Genomic DNA, 22,002 nt, shown 5'->3' with positions numbered 1-22,002 from the left:
TGCCGCACAATGAATGCCCGAAAGGGCGGGAATATGTCAGCCGCGATCGCCCTTCAGGCCGATCTCGCGGACGCGCGCATCGACCTCCGCCTTCACCGGCGGGGTGACGAACTTGGCGATGTCACCGCCGTACATCGCGATCTCCTTTACCAGCCGGCTGGCGATTGGCTGGAGCGAGACGTCGGCCATCAGGAACACCGTCTCGATACGGGCATTCAGCTGCTGGTTCATGCCCGCCATCTGATATTCATATTCGAAATCGGCGACGGCGCGCAGGCCGCGCACGATCACGCTGGCGCCTTCCCGCTCGGCGAAGTCCATCAGCAGCGAATCGAAACCGACGACGTGGATCTCGCCGCCCACGGCATCGACCTCGCGCCGCACCATCGCCATCCGCTCCTCGACCGAGAACATCGGCGACTTCGACGGATTGGTGGTGACGCCGACGACCAGCCGGTCGACCAGCTTCGCCCCGCGCCGGATGATGTCCATGTGCCCGAGCGTGATCGGGTCGAACGTGCCGGGATAGACGCCGATGCGAATGGTCATGTTGAAATTACCTCAAGAACGAGATGGCGTTCGCCGATGATGGCTCGGACATATGTCGTGCTGTCAGGTGCATTGAGCGGATGGACACACACCGTCAAACCCCCGCCTGCGCGACAGGTGTAGTTCAAAGCGTCGGAAAGCATCTGCCTCACCTGATCGAGGCAGGCCCTCGAACCCGTTCGGAGTTCACGGCTTGACCGTGGCCCTGCCGATGTCTGGAGGTTGGTGCCTGTCATTCCTTCGCAGGCGCCCTGTTCGACAGCTTTCGTCACGACCCAATCGCGGCGCTCCGCTTCCGCCCAGACCAGGACGCCGCCAAGGAAGACAATGCACAAGCCGACCAGCGTGATGCCCCAGAAGGCGATCACCTTGATCGTCAATGGTCCCGTTCCGTGATGTACCGCGCTACCGCGCGCAGCACGTCGGCCTCGGGGCCGTAAGCGCGCAGATGCTCGATCGCCTGGTCGACCAGCATCGCTGCCTGTTCGCGGGCGCGGGTCACGCCCAGCAGCGACAGGAATGTCTCCTTGCCCGCCGCCGCGTCCTTGCGCAGCGCCTTGCCGGCCACCGCCTCGTCGCCCTCGGCGTCGAGCAGGTCGTCGGCGATCTGAAAGGCGAGGCCGATATCGCGGGCATAGCCGCGCAGCGCCCGGCGTCCGTCGGGCTGCACGCGGCCCAGGATCGCGCCGGCCTCCACCGCGCAGGCGATCAGAGCGCCGGTCTTCATCGCCTGCAGCCGGGTGACGGTGGCGAGGTCGAAGCTGGCCTTCTCCGCCTCCAGGTCCATCATCTGGCCGCCGGCCATGCCCGCCGGTCCGGCGGAGGCCGCCAGGCAGGCGATCAGCTCGACGCGGACGAACGGATCGGGATGCGCGCCCTCGTCCGCCAGCCATTCGAAGGCGAGCGCGTGGAGGCAGTCGCCGGCCAGGATCGCGGTCGATTCGCCGTATAATTTGTGGACGGTCGGCTTGCCGCGCCGCATGTCGTCATCGTCCATCGCGGGCAGATCGTCATGGACCAGCGAATAGACGTGGATCGCTTCGATCGCGGTCGCGACGCGCGCGGTGCACTGGCGATCGACCGCGAACAGATCGGCGGTCGCGAAGGTCAGCAGCGGGCGGAGTCGCTTGCCGCCGCCGATCGCGGCGTGGCGCATCGCCTTGTACAGTTCGGCGCGGGGATCGTCGGGGACGGCGAGCAGCAGGTCGAACTGGCGATCGACTTCGCCCGCGACCTCGCGCATCGCCGTTTCTAGCCCGATCGAGGCGGTCGCCACCGGCGCGCTCATCCGGCCGCGAAGGGGGCGGTGCCGACCGCCGACCCTTGCGCATCGGTACGGATCGCCTCGATCCGCGCCTGCGCCGCGTCGAGCCGGGCCGCGCACTGCCGGCGCAGCGCGTCGCCGCGTTCGTACAGCGCGATCGCCTCGTCGAGTTGCGCCTCGCCGCTTTCGAGCCGCCCGACGATGCGTTCGAGCTCCTTCAGGGCCGCCTCGAACGAAAGCTCGGCGATTGCGCTGTCCTCTGCCATGATGCGCCTATGCGGCAGGGGCGGGCGGCTTTGCAACCTCGCCCGATCGCGCGACGTTGGGGACACCATGTTCGAAAGCATCAATCCCGCCACCGGCGAGACCTTCGCCACCCATCTCGCGCTGAGCGACGACGAGGTGGAGGCGCGGCTGGATCGCGCCGCACGCGGATATCGCGACTGGCGCCTGTCGTCCCTTGACGATCGTACCGCGCTGCTCGCGCGGATCGCCGACGCGGTGGAGGCCGACAAGCGCGGTTTGGCCGAAATGGCGACGCGGGAAATGGGCAAGACGCTGAAATCGGCGATCGCCGAGGTAGAAAAATGCGTGAGCGGTTTCCGCTACTACGCCGAACATGGCCCCGTGCTGCTCGCCGATACGGAAGTGGCGACTGCGACCGGCCGGGCGATCGCGCGCTGGCAGCCGCTGGGCCCGGTGCTGGCGGTGATGCCGTGGAACTTCCCCTATTGGCAGGTCGTCCGCTTCCTCGCGCCGACGATCATGGCCGGCAACGTCGCGCTGCTGAAGCACGCCTCGCTGACGCAAGGCTGTGCCGCGTTGCTGGAAGCGGTGGTGCACCGGGCCGGGGCGCCAGAGGGGCTGTTCCAGAACCTGGCGATCCCGTCGGGCCGGGTCGATCGGTTGATCGCCGATGATCGCGTCGTTGCGGTGACGCTGACCGGCAGCGAGGGGGCGGGCATCAAGGTCGCCGAGGCGGCCGGGCGTAACCTGAAGAAGGTCGTGCTCGAACTCGGCGGATCGGACCCGTTCATCGTCATGCCGTCCGCCGACGTGGCGCGGGCCGCGCGCGTCGCGGTGACCGCGCGGACGCAGAACGCGGGCCAGTCGTGCATCTGCGCAAAGCGGATGATCGTCCATGCGGACGTGTATGACGCCTTCCTCGATCATTTCGCGGAAGGCATGCGGTCGCTCGTCGTCGGCGATCCGATGGACGCCGCCACTGCGATGGGACCGCTGTCCAGCATCGCCCAGCGCGACACCGTGCTCGATCAGGTGGCGCAGGCACAGGCCGAAGGCGCGACGCTGCTGTTCGGGGGAGAGAGGATCGACCGCCCCGGCGCGTGGATGACGCCCGGCGTTCTGGTCGAGGTGCCGGCGGATGGCGACTTCGCGAAGCAGGAGATTTTCGGCCCCGTCGCGATGGTCTTTCGGGCGCGCGACATCGACGAGGCGATATCGCTCGCCAACGCCGCGCCGTTTGGTCTCGGATCGAGTGTCTGGACCGCCGACGCGGACGAGCAGGCGCGCTTCGTCCGCGATATCGACGCCGGAATGATCGCGCTGAACGCGATGCTCGCCTCCACCCCCGAAGCGCCGTTCGGCGGCGTGAAACGCTCGGGCCACGGCCGCGAACTCGGCCCTTGGGGCCTCCACGAATTCATGAACCTGAAGGCCGTGATGGTGCCGGGGGGTTAGACGCCCTCCGCCATCACCTCCGCCAGCAGATCCTTGCGGCTCAGCTTGCCGATCATCGTCTTAGGCAGCGCCAGGCGCACCACCACCTGGTCGACGCGCTCGTGCTTGCCCAGTTGCGGGTTGAGCCATTCGGCGATCTCCTCGCCGGTCGCCTCCGCATCGTCCATCAGCGTCACATAGGCGCGCGGATGTTCGCCGCGATAGGCGTCGGGCAGGCCGATCACCAGAGCCTCCTTGACCGCCGGGTGCTGGTGCAGCACCGCCTCGATCTGGCTCGGGAACACCTTGAAGCCGCCGACCGCGATCATGTCCTTCAGCCGGTCGACGATGCGGATGAAGCCGTCCTCGTCGATCGTGCCGACATCGCCGGTGCGCAGCCAGCGGGTGCCGCCCGCGTCGGTCACGAACACCTCGGCATCGGCGTCGGGGCGGCGCCAATAGCCCTTCATGATCTGAGGACCGGCGACGACGATCTCGCCTGGCTCTCCCGGCGGGGGCGGGCGGGTGGGGTCTTCCTTATCGACCAGTTTTACGTGCGTGGCGGCGATCGGCTGGCCGATCGTGCCGGCCTTCTGCGGCCCCGCATAGGGATTGCACGAGACGACGCCGGAGCTTTCCGACAGACCGTACCCCTCGATCACCGTCGCGCCCGTCTCGCCCTCGAACCGGGCCTTCAGCTCGACGGAGAGCGGCGCGCCGCCCGAGATGCAGTAGCGCAGCAACGAGAAATCGGTGCCGGCGTGTTTCGGATGATCGAGCAGCGCCTGGTACATCGTCGGGACGCCGGGCAAGGCGCTGGGGCGGGTGCGGTCGATCGCCGCCAGCACCTGGCCGGCGTCGAAGCGCGGCAGCATCACGATCTGCCCGCCGGTCAGCACGGTGCGGTTGAGCACGCAGGTGTTGGCGAAGACGTGGAAGAACGGCAACACACCCAGGATCGTGTCTACCGCGTCGGGCTCGGGGTTGAGCGCGGCGATCTGCCGGGCGTTGGCCGACAGGTTCTGGTGCGTCAGCATCGCACCCTTGGGCACGCCCGTCGTGCCACCGGTATACTGGATCAGCGCGACGTCGGTCTCGGGGTCGATCGCGGGCCGTGGGAACGCGCCGTCGTTGGCGATCAGCGTCGAAAAGGCGGAGATGCGCGGATCGTCGGGCCGCGCCGCGACCTCGCCGCGCTTGAACAGCCGGTACAGCACCGATTTGGTGGCGGGCAGCGCGCCGGCGACCGATCCCACCACCAGCCGCTCCAGCGCGCTGCGCTCCAGCACCTTGAGCGCGGTCGGCAGCAACGCGGTGGCCGACAGGGTGAACAACAGGCGGGTGCCCGAATCCTCGACCTGATGCGCCAGTTCATCGGCCGTGTAGAGCGGCGAGAAATTGACGGCCGTCGCTCCCAGCTTGAGGATGCCGTAATAGGCCGCGACATAATGCGGCACGTTGGGCAGGAACAGGCCGATGCGGTCGCCGGGGCCGTACCCCAGTGCGCTCAGCCCGCGTGCGACGCGGTTCGCCCCGTCCAGCGTCTCGCCATAGCTGTAGCGCCGGCCGAGGAAGTCGAGCAGCGGCGCGTCCGGCGCGCGCGCGGCGCTCGCCTCGAACAGCGCGACCATCGTCTCGGGCGGAAAGCTTCTGTCCCAGGTGCCGGGATGCTGGTAACGGCTTCGCCAGGCGGCTTCGGGGTCGGTCATTTACACAGGTGTAAGTTGGTCCCCGTCCTCGGGCAAGCCGGACGGGCCGCACCAAGAAGAAGCCTGCCGCCTCGTGCGGGAAGACGCGCCCCGGAGTCTGGTTCCGACGATGCGAGTCAGCGCCCGATCCAGTCGGCGACTTCCCCCGCCACCTGGTTGGCTGCCTGGTTGAGGGCAGGGCCGACGCTCAACGCGTCGATCGTGGCGAGGGGGACGCGGGCCTCGAACCGGCGCTTCTCCATGGGCTGGCCCAGGCCGCGCAGCAGGGCGGCGTCGAAGGTGACGACGGCGCTCGATGTCGGCGCGTCCACACCGAAGCTGCGCAGGTCGCCGGCCAGGCTGATGCCGGGCTCGCCCATCAGGCGGGTGCCGACGACGACGCGGCCCGTGCGCGTCGTGACGGCGTCGGATACCAGCCGGGCGAACAGGCGGTTGGGCGGCTCAACCCAGCGGGTGTCCTTGACGTAGGCGACGCTGGTGTCGCCCGCGCGCACCGGCACGCGTAGCGTCGCGATCTCCTGCGGGATCGCCGGAACCGCGATCGTCACCGTGCCGCCGGTCGCGGTCTGCGTCTGGCCCACCGCGACCGGCTGCGCCGAGGTGAGCGTGAGCAGCGAAGCCGGCGGCTTGTCGCCGAAACTGAGGCAGCCGCCGAGCGTGAGGGCGAGCAGCGCGGGGGCAACGGCGGTGGCTTTCATGGGGAACCTCATTTGCGGGGCTCGTAATCGGGGAGCTTGGGCGATCCGATCAGCGATCCGGCGCCGCGCTGGTCGATCTTTTCGGCGACCGACGACAGCGATGTCGCCATCACCCGCAGGTCGTGGACCAGCTGGTTGACCTCGGGCAGGGTCTGGCGGCTGAAGCCCTGCACGCCCGGCTTGGCATCGGTGATGATCGCATCGAGCGATTCCATGCTCTTCTGCGCCGATCCGATCGCCTTGTTGAGGTTGGCCATCGCCGGCTTGACGTCGTCCGCGAGAACGCCGTTGGTGGTCTGGGCGAGATCGCCGATCTGCTGCGCGGCGACGCCGGCCTTCTGCAGGGTGACGCGCGTTTCCGCCAGCGTCGCGGCGATTTCCGGCCCGCGATCGGCCAGCGCGTCGGTCAGCCGGTTGGTGTTGGCGAGGATCGCGGCGATCGAATTCTGGTTGCGATCACTGAGCAGTTCGGTGAGGCGCTCGGTGAGCGTCGAGATGCGTTCGAGCAGCTTCGGCGCGGAATTGAGCAACGCGCCGAGACCGCCCTGTTTGGGCGGGATGGTCGGCACGCCGAACGGACAGGTCGCCTGCGGATTGGTCTCCGGGCAAACCAGCGGCGGGGCGCCCTTGACCGCGCCGTCGAGCTGGATCTGGCTCACGCCGGTGAATCCGATGCCCTGGATCGTCGCGGTGGTGCCCTGGAGTACCGGCGTCTCGCTCTTCACGCTGATACGGACGCGGACGAACTGCGGATCCGGCTTGTAGAGCGCAATGTCCTTCACCTGCCCAGAGGGGACGCCCGAGAAGGCGACCGGCGAGCCTTTGGCGAGGCCATCGACCGCCTGTTTGAAGAAGATGTCGAATTCCTTGTCCTCGGTCACCCCCCAACGCGACAGCCAGACGGTGAAAAGCGCGAGGACGAGCAGCAGGATCAGCACGACGCCGCCCACCAGGACGTGGTTCGATCGGGTTTCCATCAGCCTGTCACCTGCGTTGAATTGGTGGCGCCTTCATGGCGCTTCACGGCCGCAGTCGCGGCACGGCCGCGCGGGCCGTTGAAATAGTCCTGGATCCACGGATGGTCGAGCCGAAGCAGTTCCGGGATCGTGCCGACCGCGATCACGCGCTTGTCCGCCAGCACCGCGACGCGATCACAGATCGCATAGAGCGTGTCGAGATCATGGGTGATGAGGAATACGGTCAGCCCCATCGTGCGCTGGAGCGATCTGGTCAGCTCGTCGAACGCGGCGGCGCCGATCGGGTCGAGCCCGGCGGTCGGCTCGTCGAGGAACAGCAGTTCGGGATCGAGCGCGAGCGCGCGGGCGAGCCCGGCGCGCTTCTTCATGCCGCCCGACAGCTCGGAGGGGTATTTCGGGCCCGCGTCCGCCGGCAGGCCAGTCATCATCACCTTGTAGGCGGCGATCTCCGCCATCAGCACCGGATCCATCCGGGGATAGAATTCACGCAAGGGGACCTGGATGTTTTCCGCGACCGTCAGTGTCGAGAACAGCGCGCCGCCCTGGAACAGCACGCCCCAGCGCTTGCGCACGGCGATCGCGTCCTCGCCTTCCTCGTCGGTGTCGGCGTCGCCGAACACGCGGATCGTGCCGGCGTCGGGAGTCTGCAGGCCGATGATCGAGCGCATCAGGACGGATTTGCCGGTGCCCGATCCGCCGACCACGCCCAGGATTTCGCCGCGCCGCACCTGAAGGTCTAGGTTCTCGTGGACGACCTGCGTACCGAAGCTGTTCTTCAGCCCCTCGACCGTGATGATCGGCCCCTCGCGGTCGTTGCGCGTCATGCTGGGCCTCTGCGCCATCAGTTCCACCCCACCCAGGTGAAGAACACCGCGAAGAAAGCGTCGAGCACGATGACGAGGAAGATAGCCTGGACGACGGCCGCGGTGGTGCGCATGCCGACCTGTTCGGCGTCGCCCTCCACCTGCATCCCCTGGAAGCAGCCGGCGATGGCGATGATCGCGCCGAAGACCGGCGCCTTGACGAGGCCGACGTAGAGGTCGGTGATCGGTACGACCTCGCGGATGCGCTGAACGAAGGTGATCGGGGGTATGTCGAGGCTGATCCAGCACAAGAGGCCGCCACCGATGATCGCGATCAGCGAGGCGTAGAAGCCGAGCAGCGGCATCAGGATGATCGCGGCCAGCGTGCGCGGCACCACCAGCGCCTCCATCGGCGACACGCCGATGGTGCGCATCGCGTCGATCTCCTCGGTCAGCTTCATCGTGCCGAGCTGGGCGGCGAACGCGCTGCCCGAACGCCCGGCGACCATGATCGCGGTCATCAGTACGCCCAGTTCGCGAAGGGTGATGCGGCCGATCAGGTTGATCGTGAACACTTCCGCGCCGAACTGGCGAAGCTGGACCGCGCCCTGCTGGGCGATGACGATGCCGATCAGGAAGCTCATCAGGCCGATGATGCCGAGCGCTGAGACGCCGACGACCTCGAAACGGGTGACGACTGCGTTGAAGCGGAAGCGTGAGGGATTGCGGATCAGTGACCAGAAGGCGAGCACGGTCGCGCCGAAGAAACCGAGCAGACCCACCATCGTGCGCCAGGCGATGGTGGTCGCCTCGCCGATCTCGCCGAGCACGCGTAGAAAGGCAGACGGCGGATGGCGGGGCGAGGCGATCGGCGTGTCGGCGCGCTCGACTTGGTCGAGCAGGTGTTGGCCATCGTCCGAAAGCCCTTCGATCGCGGCACCGTGTCGCGCGGCGTAGCGATGCACCACCCAGGCGCCGACGGTGTCGATCCGGTCGATTCCCGACAGGTCGATGACGCGCGCCGGCCGGGCGGCATCGAGCCGGTCGGGCAGGTCGCCCAGGTCGGCGAGCGCCAGACTGCCGCTGAACCGCAGCGTCCCGTCGCTTTCAGAAAAGTCCGCCGCCGTCGCCATTACGTTGCGCTCATCCCCCAAATCCGCTGGCGCGGCAACTGCGGGACTGCCTAAAGAGTTCCCATGACGATTGCGCTCGCCATCTACGACATGGACAAGACGATCACCCGGACGCCGACGTGGACGCCGTTCCTGGCCTTCGCGATGCGGGGCCGGGCACGGTGGCGGATGGCCCTCGCGCCATGGGCGGCGATCGCCGGTCTCGCCTATCTCGCCAAGCTGATCGACCGTGCCGAATTAAAGCAGACGACGCAGAAATGGCTGCTCGGCGGCAGCGTGGCGGCGGAGCGCGTGGCCGAACTGAGCGCCGCGTTCGCCGATCACGTCGTGGCGACCGGGGTGCTGGATCAGGCGCGCGCGCGGATCGCCGCGGACCGCGCGGCGGGGTATCGGCTGGTGATGGCGACGGCGTCCTACGCCTTCTACGCCCGAGCCATCGCCGAACGGCTCGGCTTCGATGACGTGATCGCGACGGAGAGCGAGCACGACCCGGCCGGCGCGCTGACGCCGCGGATCGCCGGAGAAAACTGCTACGGCCCGGCCAAGCTGCGCATGATCGAGGCGTGGATGGCGGGGCAGGGGCTGGACCGGCAGGATTGCCGCATCCGTTTCTACAGCGATCATGTGTCGGACGCGCCGGTGCTGGCATGGGCCGACGAACCGTTCGCGGTCAACGCGCACGGCCCGCTCAGGATGATGGCGCAGGCGCGGAACTGGTCGGTGCTCGACTGGCGCTGACCGGAATCGCCGCGACGCGGGCGATCGCCTCGTCGAGGGTCAGCCGTTCGATCGGGGTGCCGGGCGGGAACGCGCCGAGCAGGCGGGACGGCATCGCGGCGCTGAGCAGAACGAACGCACCCGAATCGTCGGCGCGCCGGATCAGGCGGCCGAACGCCTGCGCGAGGCGTGCGCGGACGATGCGATCGTCATAGGCGCTGCCGCCGCCGGCCAGCCGCCGCGCGGCGTGGAGCACGCTGGGCTTGGGCCAGGGCACGCCCTCCATCACCACCAGCCGCAGCGAATGGCCGGGCACGTCCACCCCGTCGCGCAGCGCGTCGGTGCCGAGCAGCGAGGCGCGTGCGTCGTCGCGGAAGATATCGACCAGCGTGCCGGTATCGATCGGATCGACATGCTGCGCGGCGAGCGGCAACCCCTCGCGCGCCAGGGCGTCGGCGATGCGGGCGTGGACCCCGCGTAGTCGACGGATCGCGGTGAACAGGCCGAGCGTACCGCCGCCGGCTGCGACGATCAGCCGGGCATAGGCGTTGGCAAGGCCGGCAAGGTCACCGCGCTTCACATCGGTGACGATCAGCACGCGCGAATTGGCGGCATAATCGAATGGGCTTGCCGCGTCGAAATGGACGGGCGCCTGGCCGAGGTGGATCGCGCCGCTGCGCGCCTCCGCCACGTCCCAGTCGCCGCCGGCGCGCAGCGTCGCGGAGGTGACGAGTGCGCCGTGTGCGGGCTTGAGCACGGTTTCCGCGAACGGGCGCGAAGGGTCGAGCCAGCGGCGGTGCAGGCCGACGTCCCATTCGCGGCCCTCGGCACGGTCGACCGCCAGCCAATCGACGAAATCGGGATCGGCCGGGCCGCCGATTCGCGCGATCAGCGCGAGCCATGCGCCGACCGTCTCCGTCCGCCAGCCGAGCGAGGCGATCGCCCCCTCGATCCGCGCCCGCGCCGGGCCGTCCATCCAGTCCGGCCCTTCCGCCAGCACCGCCTCCAGTCGTCGCCCCAGCGTGACGAGCGGGCGGACCAACGCGTCGAGCGCCGCCCCCGCCGGGCCGGCGGCCTCGACCAGCGCGGGATCGGGCTCGGCAAGTTCGGTCTCCAGCGCATAGCCGGCATCCTCGTCCTTGGCCGCGCGGGCATAGACAAGGCCGCGCACGGCGGCGAGCAGCGCCTCGACCGGGCCGAACGGATCGCCCTCGTTCAGCCGCTGGAGCCAGCCGTCGGATGGCAGGGCGCGCGCCGCCTCCACGGCATCGGCGATCGCGCGGCCGCCTTCCTCGTCGTAGCTGGCGACATCGGAAAGGCGGGCGGAAAGGCCGCGCCGGCGCCCCCGCGACGTTCCTTCCGGCCCGGTCACCCAGCGGCGGATCTCGATCGCCTCGCTGCCCGACAGCGCGACGCCGAACATCGAATCGGCGGCCTCGAACAGGTGGTGGCCTTCGTCAAAGACATAGCGGGTCGGGCGCGTCGCCGTCTCGCGGCCGCGTGCGGCGTTGACCATCACCAGCGCGTGGTTGGCGATGACGATGCTCGCCTGGGCGGAGGCGCGGGCGGCACGCTCGATGAAGCATTTCCGGTAATGCGGGCAGCCGGCGTAGATGCACTCGCCGCGCCGGTCGGTCAGTGCGGTCGATCCGTTGCGGCGGAAGAGGGTGGGCAGCCAGCCCGGCAGGTCGCCGCCGACCATGTCGCCGTCGGCGCTATACGCCGCCCAGCGGGCGACGAGATGGGCGAGGATCGCCGCCCGCCCTTGGAACCCGCCCTGCAGTGCGTCCTCCAGGTTGAGCAGGCAGAGATAGTTCTCGCGCCCCTTGCGCGTCACAACGCGGGCGCGGCGCTCGGCGGGGGCGGGGTAGAGGCGGGCGGTCTCGTGCCCCAGTTGCCGCTGCAGCGCCTTGGTGAAGGTCGATACCCATACAGCGCCACCGGCCTGCTCGGCCCACAGCGAGGCCGGGGCGAGATAGCCCAGCGTCTTGCCGATTCCCGTGCCGCCTTCGGCCAGCACCAGATTGGGTGTGTCGCGGGTCTGGCGCGGGGCGAAGGCGCGGGCGGCGGCAGCGGCGAAGGCGCGCTGGCCGTCGCGCCTTTCGGCGGCGTCGCCGGTCAGTCGGGCAAGGCGATCGGCCACCTGCGCGTCGTCGAGCGCGACGGTGCGGGGGGCGGGGCGCGGCGGCGCCTCCTCCCATTCGGGCAGCTTCGAAAACAGCCAGCGCTCCGCCTGCTGCGGCTTGGGGAGCCGCGCGGTGACGGCCGGCGCCCAGGGCCAGCGCAGGCGCAGCAGGCTCTGCGCGGCGGTCCACGCCCCCTCGCGCTCGGGCCAGTCGGTTGCCAGTGTGTCGAGCAGCACGGCGGCGGCGTCGCGGAGGAACGGCGCCACCGCGGCGTCGGTGGACGGGGCGGGGAGACCGAGCGCGGCGGCGAGGCCCTTCGGCGTCGGCACCGCGAAGCGCGCCGGATGGACGAAGGCGAACAGTTCGAGCAGGTCGAGGCCGGACAGGTCGGGGAAGCCGAGCCGCTGCCCGATCATCGGAGCGCCGAGCAGGATCAGCGGGGTGTCGGCCGCCGCCCGCACCGCCTCGCCCCGCGACAGGGCGCGGGTGCCGTCCGCATCGGCGATCCAGATGCCGCCGTGGCTGGCGTGGAGGGCGGGGTGGGGAAGCATCGGCGCCCTGCTTAGCGGGGCGGGAACGATTGGGGAACGGGTTTGCGGCGGGCGGCGGGAAAGGCGAAGGGGCCGGCGGATCGCTCCGTCGGCCCCTTGCTGTTCTTTGTATCGGACGGGTGACGATGAAGTCACCCGGCGCAGGCTGGCAGCGGCAAAGCCGCTGCTGGACGTCAGACCGGCGGGCTGCGTCGCCGGCTGGCCGTTCCGATTTTCTGTCCGGGGCGGCACCGCCGCCCCGGTCGAAAATCAGAAATCCATGCCGCCCATGCCGCCCATGCCGCCGCCGCCCATCGGCATCGCCGGCTTGTCTTCCGGCAACTCGCTCACGGCCGCTTCGGTCGTGATGAGCAGGCCGGCGACCGAGGCTGCGTTCTGCAGCGCGGTGCGGACCACCTTGGTCGGGTCGATCACGCCGGCCGCGACCAGGTTCTCATAGGTGTCGGTCGCCGCGTTGAAGCCCAGCGAGGTATCGTTGCCGTCGAGCAGCTTGCCCGAGACGACGGCACCGTCATGGCCGGCGTTCTGCGCGATCTGGCGGACGAGGGCGGTCAGCGACTTGCGGACGATGTCCACGCCGCGCGTCTGGTCTTCGTTCGCACCCTCGACGCCGTCGAGCGCCTTGGTCGCGTAGAGCAGCGCCGTGCCGCCGCCGGGGACGATGCCTTCTTCGACCGCCGCGCGGGTCGCATGCAGCGCGTCGTCGACGCGATCCTTGCGCTCCTTCACCTCGACTTCCGATGCACCGCCGACCTTGATGACGGCGACGCCGCCGGCCAGCTTCGCCAGACGCTCCTGGAGTTTCTCGCGGTCATAGTCGCTGGTCGTGATCTCGATCTGCTGGCGGATCGCGTCGGTGCGGCCCTTGATCGCATCGGCTTCACCTGCGCCATCGACGATGGTGGTGTTGTCCTTGTCGATCGTGACGCGCTTGGCGGTGCCGAGCATGCCGAGCGTGACGGTTTCCAGCTTGATGCCCAGATCTTCCGAGATCACCTCGCCCTTGGTCAGGACGGCGATGTCTTCCAGCATCGCCTTGCGGCGATCGCCGAAGCCCGGCGCCTTGACGGCCGCGACCTTCAGGCCGCCGCGCAGCTTGTTGACGACGAGCGTGGCGAGCGCCTCACCCTCGATGTCCTCGGCGATGATGAGCAGCGGACGGCCCGACTGCACCACGGCCTCGAGGATCGGCAGCATCGCCTGGAGCGACGACAGCTTCTTCTCGTGGATCAGGATGTACGGATCGGCGAGCTCGACCGACATCTTTTCCGGGTTGGTGATGAAGTACGGCGACAGATAGCCGCGGTCGAACTGCATGCCCTCGACGACGTCCAGCTCGAATTCGAGGCCCTTGGCCTCCTCGACGGTGATGACGCCTTCCTTGCCGACCTTCTCCATCGCTTCCGCGATCTTCTCGCCGACTTCCTTGTCGCCGTTGGCCGAGATGATGCCGACCTGCGCGACTTCATTCGAGCCCGAGACGGGCTTCGAGCGTGCCTTGACGTCCTCGACGACCTTGGCGACCGCCAGGTCGATGCCGCGCTTCAGGTCCATCGGGTTCATGCCGGCGGCGACCGACTTCATGCCCTCGCGCACGATCGCCTGCGCCAGAACGGTCGCGGTCGTCGTGCCGTCACCGGCGATGTCGTTGGTCTTCGAGGCCACTTCGCGCACCATCTGGGCGCCCATGTTCTCGAACTTGTCCTTCAGTTCGATCTCCTTGGCGACGGTGACGCCGTCCTTGGTGATGCGCGGCGCGCCGAAGCTCTTGTCGATCACGACGTTGCGGCCCTTCGGCCCCAGCGTGACCTTGACCGCGTCGGCCAGGATGTCGACGCCCTTCAGGATCCGCTCGCGTGCGTCACGCGAGAATTTCACGTCCTTGGCTGCCATGTGGCTACCCTTTCAAATGCGTAAGTTGAGAAAGTTGAGACTTGTGGAGGTATCGACGTCGCTCAGCCGATGATGCCGAGGATGTCCGATTCCTTCATGATGAGCAGGTCTTCGCCGTTGACCTTGACCTCGGTGCCCGACCATTTGCCGAACAGGATGCGGTCGCCGGCCTTCACGTCGAGCGGCGAAACCTCGCCCTTGTCGTTCTTGGCGCCGGCGCCGGCCGAGACGACCTCGCCTTCCTGCGGCTTTTCCTTGGCGGTGTCGGGGATGATGATCCCGCCCGAGGTCTTTTCCTCGGCTTCGACGCGGCGGACGAGCACGCGGTCGTGCAGCGGACGAAAGTTCATGCGCTTTCCCTTTACTCAAGCGGAGTGAATGCATGTTGGCACTCGATGGAATCGAGTGCCAGCCGGGCGGATATGTGGAGCGGGCCAGGCGCCGTCAACGGGCGATGGAACAAATTTTTGACGCGTGCGTGACGCACGGAGGCAAGGGCGCGTCAGGTCGTGCGCGGAACGAGGCCGAGCCGTTCGCGTACCCCCCAGCGCCAGCCGAGGAGGATCGACGCGGCGAGCAGCCCGGCGGCGAGGCCGAGCCAAACGCCGACGCCTTCCCAACCAAGCTGGAAGGCGAACAGGATCGCGGTACCGAAGCCGACGCCCCAGTAGCTGACGAGCGCGATGACCATGGGGATGCGCGTGTCCTGCAATCCCCGCAGCACGCCTGCCGCTACCGCCTGCGCGCCGTCGAGCAGCTGGAAGGCGGCGGCGATCGCGAGGAACTTGACGGCGAGCGCGATCACGACGGCGTTGGCCGGATCGTCGAGATCGAGATAGGCGCCGACGAACAGCCGCGGGGCCAGCCAGATCGCCACCGCCGTCAGCGCCATGAAGCCGATGCCCAACGCCAGCGCGACATTGCCCGCGCGTCCCGCCCATTCGGCATCGCCCGCGCCATAGGCCAGCCCGACGCGGATCGTCGCGGCCTGGGCGATGCCGAACGGCACCTGGAACGCGACGGCGGCGATGTTGAGCGCGACGGCGTGGGCGGCGACTTCGTTCACGCCGATAAGGCCCATCAGGAACGCGGCGCCGCCGAACAGCGCGCCTTCGAACGTCATGGTCAGCGCGATCGGCACGCCGAGCTTCACGATTTCGCCCAGCCGCGACCATTCGCCCCGCCACCAGCGACCGAACAGGCGGTAGCGCCGCAGCTTGCTGTCGAACACCAGGATCGCTGCGAACGCCACCGCCATGATGATGGTCGTAACCAGGCTGGCGATCGCCGCCCCTTCGAGGCCAAGCGCGGGAAAGCCGAGGTGGCCGAACACCAGCGCCCAGTTGGCGACGATCGCGATGGCGACGCCGGCCGCCGTCACCGCCATCGCCCAGCCGGGCCGTCCGAGCGCGGCGGCGGTGGTGCGCATCACGCCCGACAGGACGAAGGGGATGGTCGCGAACAGCAGGATATCGAGGAACGCCCCGGTGCGGCGCGCGACGTCCGGGTCCTGGCCGGCCAGCAACAGCGCCGTCTCGCCATGCGCGAGGATCAGGATGACGGGCAGGCAGGCGACGACGCCAAGCCACATCGCCATGCGGAACGAGCGCCGAACCTCGCGCACCGCATGCTTGCGGCGGCCCAGTTCGGCGGCGATGATCGGCGCACAGGCGCTGGTCAGCCCGACCAGCCCCCAGCCGAGCAGGCTGAACAGGAACACGCCCAGCGTGGCCGAGGCCAGTTCGCGCGCGCCGAGCCGGGCGACGAACACCACGTCCACCGCATAGACCGCCATCTGCAGCAGGTTCGCCGCCACCAGCGGTCCCGCAAGCCGGACGAGCGCGCCCAGCTCGCCGCGCGCGGTGGCGGGGCGCGTCGCGGTCAGCGCGGCGGCGGGCGGCAGGACGTCCATGGTGGCGCGCGCCCTAGAACGTGGGGAAGCGCACCGCAATCGCGGCGGGTCATGCCCGGCCTTGCGCGCCTGGTACGGCCCGTTGCCCTGCCCGGGTGGCTCGGCTAGGCAATTGGCGTCATTGCGATGCGGGGAAACGCCAAGGTGAAGCTGGTTCGGGGGGCCTGGAGGCTGCTGGTCGGGATCAAGGACTTTCTGGTCCTGGCCTTCATGCTGCTGTTCTTCGGGGCGCTGTTCGCCGCGCTCAACGCGCGGCCTGGGGCCAAGGCGATCGGCGACGGGGCGCTGGTGGTCGACCTGAACGGCCGGGTCGTGGAGCAGCCGGCCGAGGTCGATCCGTTCGCCGGCGTCGGCGGGATCGGTGGCGAGGTGATGCGGGAACAGCGGCTGCGCGACGTGATACGCGCGCTGGATGCGGCACGCGGTGACGCGCGCGTGAAGGCGGTGGTGCTCGATCTCGATCGCTTCGCCGGCGGCTATCCGGCGGTGGTCGCCGACGTGGCCGAGGCGGTCGGCCGCGTGCGCGCATCGGGCAAGCCGGTGCTGGCCTATGCCACCGGCTATATGGATTCGAGCTATCTGATCGCGGCCAACGCATCCGAAGTGTGGATGAACCCGATGGGTGGCGCGCTGTTCACGGGGCCGGGCGGGTCGCAGCTCTACTACAAGGGGTTGATCGACAAGCTGGGCGTCAACGTCCACGTCTACAAGGTCGGCCAGTACAAGTCGGCGGTCGAACCCTATCTGCTGACCGGCCAGTCCGAGCCGGCGCGTGCCGCCAACCAGGCGCTGTACGGCGCGCTGTTCGAACAGTGGAAGGGCAATGTCGCCAAGGCGCGGCCCAAGGCGCAGATCGCCGATCTGGTCGCCCGGCCCGACAAGCTGGTGGTCGCGGCGGGCGGCGACATGGCGGCGATGAACCTGAAGCTGGGGATCGTCGACAAGCTGGGCGATCGCGAGGCGTTCAACGCCCGCGTCACCGAACTGGCGGGCGCCGGGACCGGCAAGGAGGCGGGCAGCTTCCGCGCGATCACGCTGCGCAACTGGGTGGCGGCGAACCCCGCGCCGAAGGGCGGCGACGCGATCGGCGTGGTGACCGTGGCCGGCGAGATCGTCGACGGCAAGGCAGGACCGGGCATCGCCGCGGGCGAGACGATCGCCAGGCTGGTGCGCGAAGGGCTGGCCAAGGGCAATCTGAAGGCGCTGGTCGTGCGTGTCGATTCGCCGGGCGGGTCGGCGCTGGCGTCGGAGGAGATCCGCCAGGCGGTGTTGCGGGCCAAGGCCAAGGGCCTGCCGGTGGTCGTGTCGATGGGCGGGCTCGCGGCGTCCGGCGGCTATTGGGTGGCGACGGCGGGCGACACGATCTTCGCCGAACCGAACACGATCACCGGATCGATCGGCATCTTCGGCATCCTGCCCAGTTTCGAGAATGCGCTGGCGAAGATCGGGGTGACGGCGGACGGTGTGCGGACCACGCCGCTCAGCGGCCAGCCCGACGTCTATCGCGGCTTCACCCCCGAACTCGACGCGGTGATCCAGTCGAGCATCGAACAGGGATACCGCCGCTTCGTCACCCTGGTGGCGGGCGCGCGCAAGATGACGCCGGCGAGGGTCGACGAAGTCGGCCAGGGCCGGGTGTGGGACGGCGGCACCGCGCGCCAGTTGGGGCTGGTCGACCGGTTCGGCGGGATCGAGGATGCGATCGCCGAGGCGGCGCGCCGCGCGAAGCTCGATCCGGCCAAGGTTCATGCCGTCTATCTGGAAAAGGAACCGAGCTGGACGTCGAAGCTGGCCGAGGCGTGGACACGCGACAGCGAGGAGACCGGCGGCGAGCAGGCGCGCGATCCGATCGCGCGGATCGCCGCGGATCGCCGCGCGCTGTTCGCCCAGGCGCTGGGGGACATGCGTCGGCTGGTGGCGGCGCCGACGATGCAGGCGCGCTGCCTGGAATGCGCCGCGCTGTCGCCCGCCGCGCCTTCCGCCGCCGACCGCACGCTGGCGGATTTGATCCGGGTGCGGCTGGGATGGTAGCGATCCGCCCCGCTCGGCCGGAGGATGCCGCGGCGATCGCCGCCATCTACGCTCCCTATGTGCTGGGCGGCACCGTCAGCTTCGAGACCGACGCACCCGACGCGCGGGCGATCCGCACCCGGATGGCGGCGTCGGACGGGCTGTATCCGTGGATCGTCGCGACGGCGGGTGATGAGGCGGACAGCGGCATCCTGGCCTATGCCTATGCGTCGCGGTTTCGTGATCGTCCGGCCTATCGCTGGACCGTCGAAACCTCGGTCTATGTCGCGGGTGCGGTGCAGGGGCAGGGTGTCGGGCGGCTGCTGTATGAGGCGCTGGTCGACACGCTGCGTGCGCAGGGCTTCGCGCAGGCGATCGGGGTGATCTCGCTGCCCAACGACCAGTCGATCAAGACCCATGAGTCCGTCGGTTTCCGCCGCGCCGGCGTGTACCGCGAAATCGGTTTCAAACAGGGGCGCTGGATCGACGTCGGCTTCTGGCAATGCCAGTTGAACGAACCGCGCGTGCCGCCGCCGGAATTGCGCCCCTTCGCCGAGACCGGGGTCGTGCGCGGTTGAGTTTTGTCCGTGCGGGGCAAGGTTTTGGCAGGGCTTTCTGCCTAAGGTGGTGTGATGTACGAGATTCGCGTCGATCGGGAAAAACTGCTGCTGGACGTTCGGGTGACGGGCTTCATCACGCCGGACCTGGCCCAGGCACTGACCGATGAGGTGCGCGTGGCCGCGCGCACGTTTGGTCCGCCTTATGGCCAGCACGTCACCCTCTACGATATCACCGGTCTGAAGGTCTCGCCCGGGACGACGGTGGACGTGATACAGGCGGCGTGGATCGATCCATCGATCCGCCATCTATGGGCGCGTCGCGTTGCCTATTGCACGCCGTCCGCCCTCGCCCGGCTTCAGGCGGCGCGGCTGCGCGAGGCGCGGGCCGACATAGGCATATACGCCACCCGCAAGGAAGCGCTGGCGTGGCTGCTCGCCCCTAGCGACGCCCCCGATACGCGGGCAGCCTGAGTTTCCAGCCGATCGCCGCCGCGCGGAGCATGAAGCCTGCCCCGGCGGCGATCGCGGCGGCGGGCCAGATCGACAGCCCGGCGAACGTCAGCAGCACGTAGAGCCCCGAGGCGAGTGCCGCGGCAGTGACATAGAGTTCGGGCCGCATCAGGATCGAAGGCTCGCCCGCCAGTACGTCGCGGATGATGCCGCCGACGCAGGCCGTCACCACCCCCATCATCGCCGCCGGAACCGGCGGGATGCCCAGCGCCATCGACTTGGCGGCGCCAAACACCGCATAGGCGGCGAGCCCGACCGCGTCGAACCAGTCGAGCGCCTGTCCGTGCCACCATCTCTGCGGCGTAAGCCAGATCAGCAGCGCTGCGCCCAGGCACACCACGCCGACCAGCGGATCATGCGTCCAGAAGACGGGTGCGCCGATCAGCAGGTCGCGCACCGATCCGCCGCCGACGCCGGTTATCAGCGCGAAGAAGGCCGCGGTGACGAAGGTCTGGCTCGCCTTCGTCGCGGCGAGCGCGCCTGATGTCGCGAACACGGCGATGCCGAACAGGTCGAGCCACGGCAGCGCCGGGCCGAGTTGGGCGAGCGCGGACGCGGTCACGGGAGGCGCCGGCGCGACGACAGTGGCAACAGCACCAGCGCGCGCAGCGGTGCGGCGGCGGGCGGGGGGACGATCGCTGTCGGCAGGACGAGTTCGGCGGGGGCGGTGCGCAATGCGGTGCCGCGCACCTCCTCTATCGGGCGCGCCACCATCCACAGGCCGCTGACCGTCCAGAAGACCATCGGCAGGCCGACCAGAAAGCCGAGCCAGACGTGAAGGCGACGGAGCGAGCGGCGGGCGGACATGGGCGCGGCGCTAGGGGCTGTGCGGGCGGCGGGCAAGGCCGGAGATTTCGACCGCGATCGCGAGCCGAAGGATTCTGACGACTTCCCCGCACATTACAAGACTTGAAAGCGCGCGCCGGACGATTCACATTCCCGATGTGCCGGATGTCCGGTGCGTCGTGCTCAACAAGCGAAAGGAGGTGATCCGATGTCTCATGGTTCAGCGATGGGGTCGGTTCAGTTCGTTCGGGAGACGCGCTTCTAATTCGATCGCGCGGATGGACATTGTCCATCCGTCAGGGCGCGGGGGGTATCCTCCCCCAATCAACGCCGCCCGTCGATCGAGGCAGAGGCCCGCATGGTCTCCCGGGCTGGAGCTCTCCGGCCGCTGACCATGTCGGAGGTCGTCGGGTGGTCGAAAGACCATCCGGCGGCCTCTTTCATTTTGCGGGCGCCTTGCGATTGCGCGAGCAAATCGCGGACTCGCCACGGCGGGCAGCGGGCCGGCGCAGTCGGGCCGTCTGACGGCGTGGCGCGTGTCGGCCGTGCCATTTCCGCAGCTGAAGCCAGCCAATCTCGCGTCGGAACTCCGGGCTCGTTTCAGGGGCCAGGCCTCCAACGGCACTTCGGCTGCCCTTTGTGCGGTGGGTGCTGAAACAAGTTCAGCATGACGGTTATGGACGAGCGCCTCGACGCCGCGGGCCAGATAGCGGTCGGCGGAGATCAGCGAGCCGCCAGTCCGTCGCCGGTCAGGGAACCTTCACGCCCTGCGCGGAAAAGCTGTCGATCGCCCGGCCCAGGCCTTCGCTGGTCGCCTGCGCGGCGCGGGTCCATTGTGACTTGGCCATGCAGACGCGCTCGCCGGCCACGCGCGATCCGGTGGTCTCGATATAGCGGCAGATGATCTTGTCTTCCTTGGCGGGCTTGGCCGGCGCCGGAACGGCAGCGGTCGGATCGCCGGCCGCTAGCATCGCGAGAAGCATCAGGCTGAACATGGTTCTTCCCCTAGAGATGCGGGAACAGTCGAATCCAATGCCGGCGGAGTCAATCGGTGTGCGACGAACGCGCCCGCCCGCGTCGCGTGCTACACCGCCACCGGCGCCGCGATGTGCGCGTGGGGATCGTATCCGGTCACCGCGAAATCCTCGATGCGGTAGTCGAAGATGCTGTCCGGGCGGCGTGCGATTTCCAGCCGGGGCTCGCCGCGCGGGGTGCGGGCCAGTTGTTCGGCGACCAGATGCGCGTGGTTGAGATAGACGTGCGCGTCGCCGCAGCTCCACACCAGTTCGCCCGCGTCGAGATCGCATTGCTGGGCGAGCATGCGGATCAGCAGCGCGGCGGAGAAGGCGTTGAAGGCGAAGCCGAGCCCCAGGTCGCACGAGCGCTGCCACAACATGCCCGACAATTTCCCGCCGGCGACGTGGAACTGATAGGTCATGTGGCACGGCGGCAGCGCCATGCCGTTCAGTTCGGCGACGTTCCAGCCGGTGAACAGCAACCGGCGCGAGGCGGGATTGCGGCGGATGCCGTCGACCAGTTCGGCGATCTGGTTCACCGGCGTGCCGCGGCGGAACAGGCCATCGCCGGCGGGTTCGTAGGTGTCCCAGGCGACCCATTGCTTGCCGTAGACCGGCCCCAGCTCGCCCCAGCGCGCGGCGAAATCGTCGTCGGCCAGGATGCGCGCCTCGAACGTATCGCGATCGATCTGCTCGCCGGTTTCGCGGCGGTAGGCGTCCAGCGGCCAGTCGGTCCAGATATGCACTTTCTGCGCGACCAGTTCGCGGATGTTGGTCGCGCCGGACAGGAACCACAGCATCTCGCGCGCGGCGGTCTTCCACGCGACGCGCTTGGTGGTGAGCAGCGGGACGCGGCCGTCCGACAGGTCGAAGCGCATTGTCGGCCCGAACAGGGATCGGGTGCCCACGCCGGTGCGGTCGTGGCGCTCGTCGCCCTGGTCCCAGACGCGGCGCAGCAGGTCGAGATACTGATCTTCGTAATGATCGGCCATGCGTTATCTCTACCGCGCCGCGCCGCGCGCACAACCGCGTTGCATTGTGTCCGAAACGGCGCCGAAACCGACCCGATTGGGCTGGCCCGCCGCCGGGCGGTTCGGCCAGACCATGA

At 69.0% G+C, this 22,002-nt stretch carries 22 protein-coding genes; 5 read left to right on the top strand and 17 right to left on the bottom strand.

Translation table 11 applies throughout. The features are described 5' to 3' along the window. Positions 1–36: 36 nt before the first annotated feature. Genes coaD through VYI76_RS12355 form a run of 4 tightly spaced genes read right to left on the bottom strand, consistent with a single transcriptional unit; the run spans position 37 to position 2,079 of the window. A complete protein-coding gene (gene coaD, locus VYI76_RS12370; RefSeq protein WP_326525036.1) occupies positions 37–549 on the bottom strand; it encodes a pantetheine-phosphate adenylyltransferase in 513 nt (170 codons plus the stop codon). Then, positions 546–929, bottom strand: a complete 384-nt coding sequence (locus tag VYI76_RS12365; protein WP_326525035.1) for a hypothetical protein — start codon at positions 927–929, stop codon at positions 546–548. The genes coaD and VYI76_RS12365 overlap by 4 nt, the downstream gene beginning before the upstream one ends. Further along, positions 926–1,837, bottom strand: coding sequence for a polyprenyl synthetase family protein (locus VYI76_RS12360; protein ID WP_326525034.1), 912 nt, complete (start codon positions 1,835–1,837; stop codon positions 926–928). Before VYI76_RS12360 ends, VYI76_RS12365 begins: the two co-directional genes overlap by 4 nt. Further along, a complete protein-coding gene (locus tag VYI76_RS12355) occupies positions 1,834–2,079 on the bottom strand; it encodes an exodeoxyribonuclease VII small subunit (RefSeq protein ID WP_326525033.1) in 246 nt (81 codons plus the stop codon). Before VYI76_RS12355 ends, VYI76_RS12360 begins: the two co-directional genes overlap by 4 nt. A 67-nt stretch (positions 2,080–2,146) precedes the next feature. Between VYI76_RS12355 and VYI76_RS12350 the strand changes: the two genes are divergently transcribed. Then, positions 2,147–3,514 (top strand): NAD-dependent succinate-semialdehyde dehydrogenase, encoded by a 1,368-nt coding sequence (locus VYI76_RS12350; protein ID WP_326525032.1) that lies wholly within the window; start codon positions 2,147–2,149, stop codon positions 3,512–3,514. On the opposite strand, the gene VYI76_RS12345 is transcribed toward VYI76_RS12350, so the two are convergent. The 5 genes from VYI76_RS12345 to VYI76_RS12325 all read right to left on the bottom strand — a co-directional run bounded on the left by VYI76_RS12345 (position 3,511) and on the right by VYI76_RS12325 (position 8,813). Further along, a complete protein-coding gene (locus tag VYI76_RS12345; protein ID WP_326525031.1) occupies positions 3,511–5,202 on the bottom strand; it encodes a long-chain-fatty-acid--CoA ligase in 1,692 nt (563 codons plus the stop codon). The genes VYI76_RS12350 and VYI76_RS12345 overlap by 4 nt on opposite strands. Before the next feature lie 116 nt (positions 5,203–5,318). After that, positions 5,319–5,900, bottom strand: a complete 582-nt coding sequence (locus tag VYI76_RS12340) for an ABC-type transport auxiliary lipoprotein family protein (RefSeq protein WP_326525030.1) — start codon at positions 5,898–5,900, stop codon at positions 5,319–5,321. Positions 5,901–5,908: 8 nt separating this feature from the next. Then, on the bottom strand, positions 5,909–6,877 hold the full coding sequence (locus tag VYI76_RS12335; RefSeq protein ID WP_326525029.1) for an MlaD family protein: 969 nt from the start codon (positions 6,875–6,877) through the stop codon (positions 5,909–5,911). Next, on the bottom strand, positions 6,877–7,719 hold the full coding sequence (locus tag VYI76_RS12330) for an ABC transporter ATP-binding protein (protein ID WP_326525028.1): 843 nt from the start codon (positions 7,717–7,719) through the stop codon (positions 6,877–6,879). The genes VYI76_RS12335 and VYI76_RS12330 overlap by 1 nt, the downstream gene beginning before the upstream one ends. Next, positions 7,719–8,813: an ABC transporter permease gene (locus VYI76_RS12325; protein WP_326525027.1), complete on the bottom strand. Its 1,095-nt coding sequence runs from the start codon at positions 8,811–8,813 to the stop codon at positions 7,719–7,721. Before VYI76_RS12325 ends, VYI76_RS12330 begins: the two co-directional genes overlap by 1 nt. A gap of 63 nt (positions 8,814–8,876) precedes the next feature. Between VYI76_RS12325 and VYI76_RS12320 the strand changes: the two genes are divergently transcribed. Continuing rightward, positions 8,877–9,551, top strand: coding sequence for an HAD family hydrolase (locus VYI76_RS12320; RefSeq protein ID WP_326525026.1), 675 nt, complete (start codon positions 8,877–8,879; stop codon positions 9,549–9,551). Here VYI76_RS12320 and VYI76_RS12315 read toward each other — a convergent pair. The 4 genes from VYI76_RS12315 to VYI76_RS12300 all read right to left on the bottom strand — a co-directional run bounded on the left by VYI76_RS12315 (position 9,502) and on the right by VYI76_RS12300 (position 16,012). After that, complete coding sequence (locus tag VYI76_RS12315; protein WP_326525025.1) at positions 9,502–12,207, bottom strand: ATP-dependent DNA helicase; 2,706 nt, start codon at positions 12,205–12,207, stop codon at positions 9,502–9,504. The two genes, VYI76_RS12320 and VYI76_RS12315, sit on opposite strands and share 50 nt — an antisense overlap. 249 nt (positions 12,208–12,456) lie before the next feature. Continuing rightward, complete coding sequence (gene groL, locus VYI76_RS12310) at positions 12,457–14,100, bottom strand: chaperonin GroEL (protein ID WP_326525024.1); 1,644 nt, start codon at positions 14,098–14,100, stop codon at positions 12,457–12,459. A 62-nt stretch (positions 14,101–14,162) separates the two neighbouring features. Beyond that, the gene (gene groES / locus VYI76_RS12305; protein ID WP_326525023.1) at positions 14,163–14,450 is read right to left on the bottom strand and encodes a co-chaperone GroES; all 288 of its coding nucleotides are present in this window, start codon (positions 14,448–14,450) and stop codon (positions 14,163–14,165) included. A 152-nt stretch (positions 14,451–14,602) separates the two neighbouring features. Further along, entirely contained in the window at positions 14,603–16,012 is a 1,410-nt protein-coding gene (locus VYI76_RS12300; protein WP_326525022.1) for an MATE family efflux transporter, read from the bottom strand. Positions 16,013–16,156: 144 nt separating this feature from the next. Here VYI76_RS12300 and sppA point away from each other — a divergent pair, with 144 nt between their 5' ends. From sppA to VYI76_RS12285, 3 genes are read left to right on the top strand one after another with little or no spacing between them, the layout of a single operon-like run. Beyond that, positions 16,157–18,043: a signal peptide peptidase SppA gene (gene sppA / locus VYI76_RS12295; protein ID WP_326525021.1), complete on the top strand. Its 1,887-nt coding sequence runs from the start codon at positions 16,157–16,159 to the stop codon at positions 18,041–18,043. Beyond that, on the top strand, positions 18,037–18,600 hold the full coding sequence (locus VYI76_RS12290) for a GNAT family N-acetyltransferase (protein ID WP_326525020.1): 564 nt from the start codon (positions 18,037–18,039) through the stop codon (positions 18,598–18,600). The genes sppA and VYI76_RS12290 overlap by 7 nt, the downstream gene beginning before the upstream one ends. A gap of 54 nt (positions 18,601–18,654) precedes the next feature. After that, the gene (locus VYI76_RS12285; RefSeq protein ID WP_326525019.1) at positions 18,655–19,053 is read left to right on the top strand and encodes a hypothetical protein; all 399 of its coding nucleotides are present in this window, start codon (positions 18,655–18,657) and stop codon (positions 19,051–19,053) included. Here the strand turns inward: VYI76_RS12285 and VYI76_RS12280 are convergent. The 4 genes from VYI76_RS12280 to thyA form a co-directional block, all read right to left on the bottom strand. Beyond that, the gene (locus tag VYI76_RS12280; protein WP_326525018.1) at positions 19,022–19,654 is read right to left on the bottom strand and encodes a trimeric intracellular cation channel family protein; all 633 of its coding nucleotides are present in this window, start codon (positions 19,652–19,654) and stop codon (positions 19,022–19,024) included. The two genes, VYI76_RS12285 and VYI76_RS12280, sit on opposite strands and share 32 nt — an antisense overlap. Beyond that, positions 19,651–19,899, bottom strand: a complete 249-nt coding sequence (locus VYI76_RS12275; protein ID WP_326525017.1) for a hypothetical protein — start codon at positions 19,897–19,899, stop codon at positions 19,651–19,653. The genes VYI76_RS12280 and VYI76_RS12275 overlap by 4 nt, the downstream gene beginning before the upstream one ends. 728 nt (positions 19,900–20,627) lie before the next feature. Continuing rightward, positions 20,628–20,873 carry a hypothetical protein gene (locus VYI76_RS12270; RefSeq protein WP_326525016.1) on the bottom strand — a complete coding sequence of 82 codons (246 nt, stop codon included), beginning with the start codon at positions 20,871–20,873 and terminating at the stop codon, positions 20,628–20,630. Positions 20,874–20,962: 89 nt separating this feature from the next. Continuing rightward, positions 20,963–21,886 (bottom strand): thymidylate synthase, encoded by a 924-nt coding sequence (gene thyA, locus VYI76_RS12265; protein WP_326525015.1) that lies wholly within the window; start codon positions 21,884–21,886, stop codon positions 20,963–20,965. Between the last annotated feature and the right edge of the window lie 116 nt (positions 21,887–22,002).

Source organism: Sphingomonas sp. (assembly GCF_035910975.1).
Taxonomy (GTDB): Bacteria; Pseudomonadota; Alphaproteobacteria; order Sphingomonadales; family Sphingomonadaceae; genus Sphingomonas.
Note: the sequence above shows the minus strand (reverse complement) of the source record. Positions and strands in the feature narration are given on the sequence as shown.

Coding starts and splice junctions, on each gene's coding strand:
- VYI76_RS12355 (WP_326525033.1), bottom strand. CDS start 2,079: ATGGCAGAGGACAGCGCAATCGCCGAGCTTTCGTTCGAGGCGGCCCTG.
- VYI76_RS12330 (WP_326525028.1), bottom strand. CDS start 7,719: ATGGCGCAGAGGCCCAGCATGACGCGCAACGACCGCGAGGGGCCGATC.
- VYI76_RS12335 (WP_326525029.1), bottom strand. CDS start 6,877: ATGGAAACCCGATCGAACCACGTCCTGGTGGGCGGCGTCGTGCTGATC.
- VYI76_RS12345 (WP_326525031.1), bottom strand. CDS start 5,202: ATGACCGACCCCGAAGCCGCCTGGCGAAGCCGTTACCAGCATCCCGGC.
- VYI76_RS12300 (WP_326525022.1), bottom strand. CDS start 16,012: ATGGACGTCCTGCCGCCCGCCGCCGCGCTGACCGCGACGCGCCCCGCC.
- VYI76_RS12285 (WP_326525019.1), top strand. CDS start 18,655: ATGTACGAGATTCGCGTCGATCGGGAAAAACTGCTGCTGGACGTTCGG.
- VYI76_RS12350 (WP_326525032.1), top strand. CDS start 2,147: ATGTTCGAAAGCATCAATCCCGCCACCGGCGAGACCTTCGCCACCCAT.
- VYI76_RS12290 (WP_326525020.1), top strand. CDS start 18,037: ATGGTAGCGATCCGCCCCGCTCGGCCGGAGGATGCCGCGGCGATCGCC.
- VYI76_RS12315 (WP_326525025.1), bottom strand. CDS start 12,207: ATGCTTCCCCACCCCGCCCTCCACGCCAGCCACGGCGGCATCTGGATC.
- VYI76_RS12340 (WP_326525030.1), bottom strand. CDS start 5,900: ATGAAAGCCACCGCCGTTGCCCCCGCGCTGCTCGCCCTCACGCTCGGC.
- VYI76_RS12270 (WP_326525016.1), bottom strand. CDS start 20,873: ATGTTCAGCCTGATGCTTCTCGCGATGCTAGCGGCCGGCGATCCGACC.
- VYI76_RS12320 (WP_326525026.1), top strand. CDS start 8,877: ATGACGATTGCGCTCGCCATCTACGACATGGACAAGACGATCACCCGG.
- groL (WP_326525024.1), bottom strand. CDS start 14,100: ATGGCAGCCAAGGACGTGAAATTCTCGCGTGACGCACGCGAGCGGATC.
- VYI76_RS12325 (WP_326525027.1), bottom strand. CDS start 8,813: ATGGCGACGGCGGCGGACTTTTCTGAAAGCGACGGGACGCTGCGGTTC.
- groES (WP_326525023.1), bottom strand. CDS start 14,450: ATGAACTTTCGTCCGCTGCACGACCGCGTGCTCGTCCGCCGCGTCGAA.
- VYI76_RS12275 (WP_326525017.1), bottom strand. CDS start 19,899: ATGTCCGCCCGCCGCTCGCTCCGTCGCCTTCACGTCTGGCTCGGCTTT.
- thyA (WP_326525015.1), bottom strand. CDS start 21,886: ATGGCCGATCATTACGAAGATCAGTATCTCGACCTGCTGCGCCGCGTC.
- VYI76_RS12360 (WP_326525034.1), bottom strand. CDS start 1,837: ATGAGCGCGCCGGTGGCGACCGCCTCGATCGGGCTAGAAACGGCGATG.
- coaD (WP_326525036.1), bottom strand. CDS start 549: ATGACCATTCGCATCGGCGTCTATCCCGGCACGTTCGACCCGATCACG.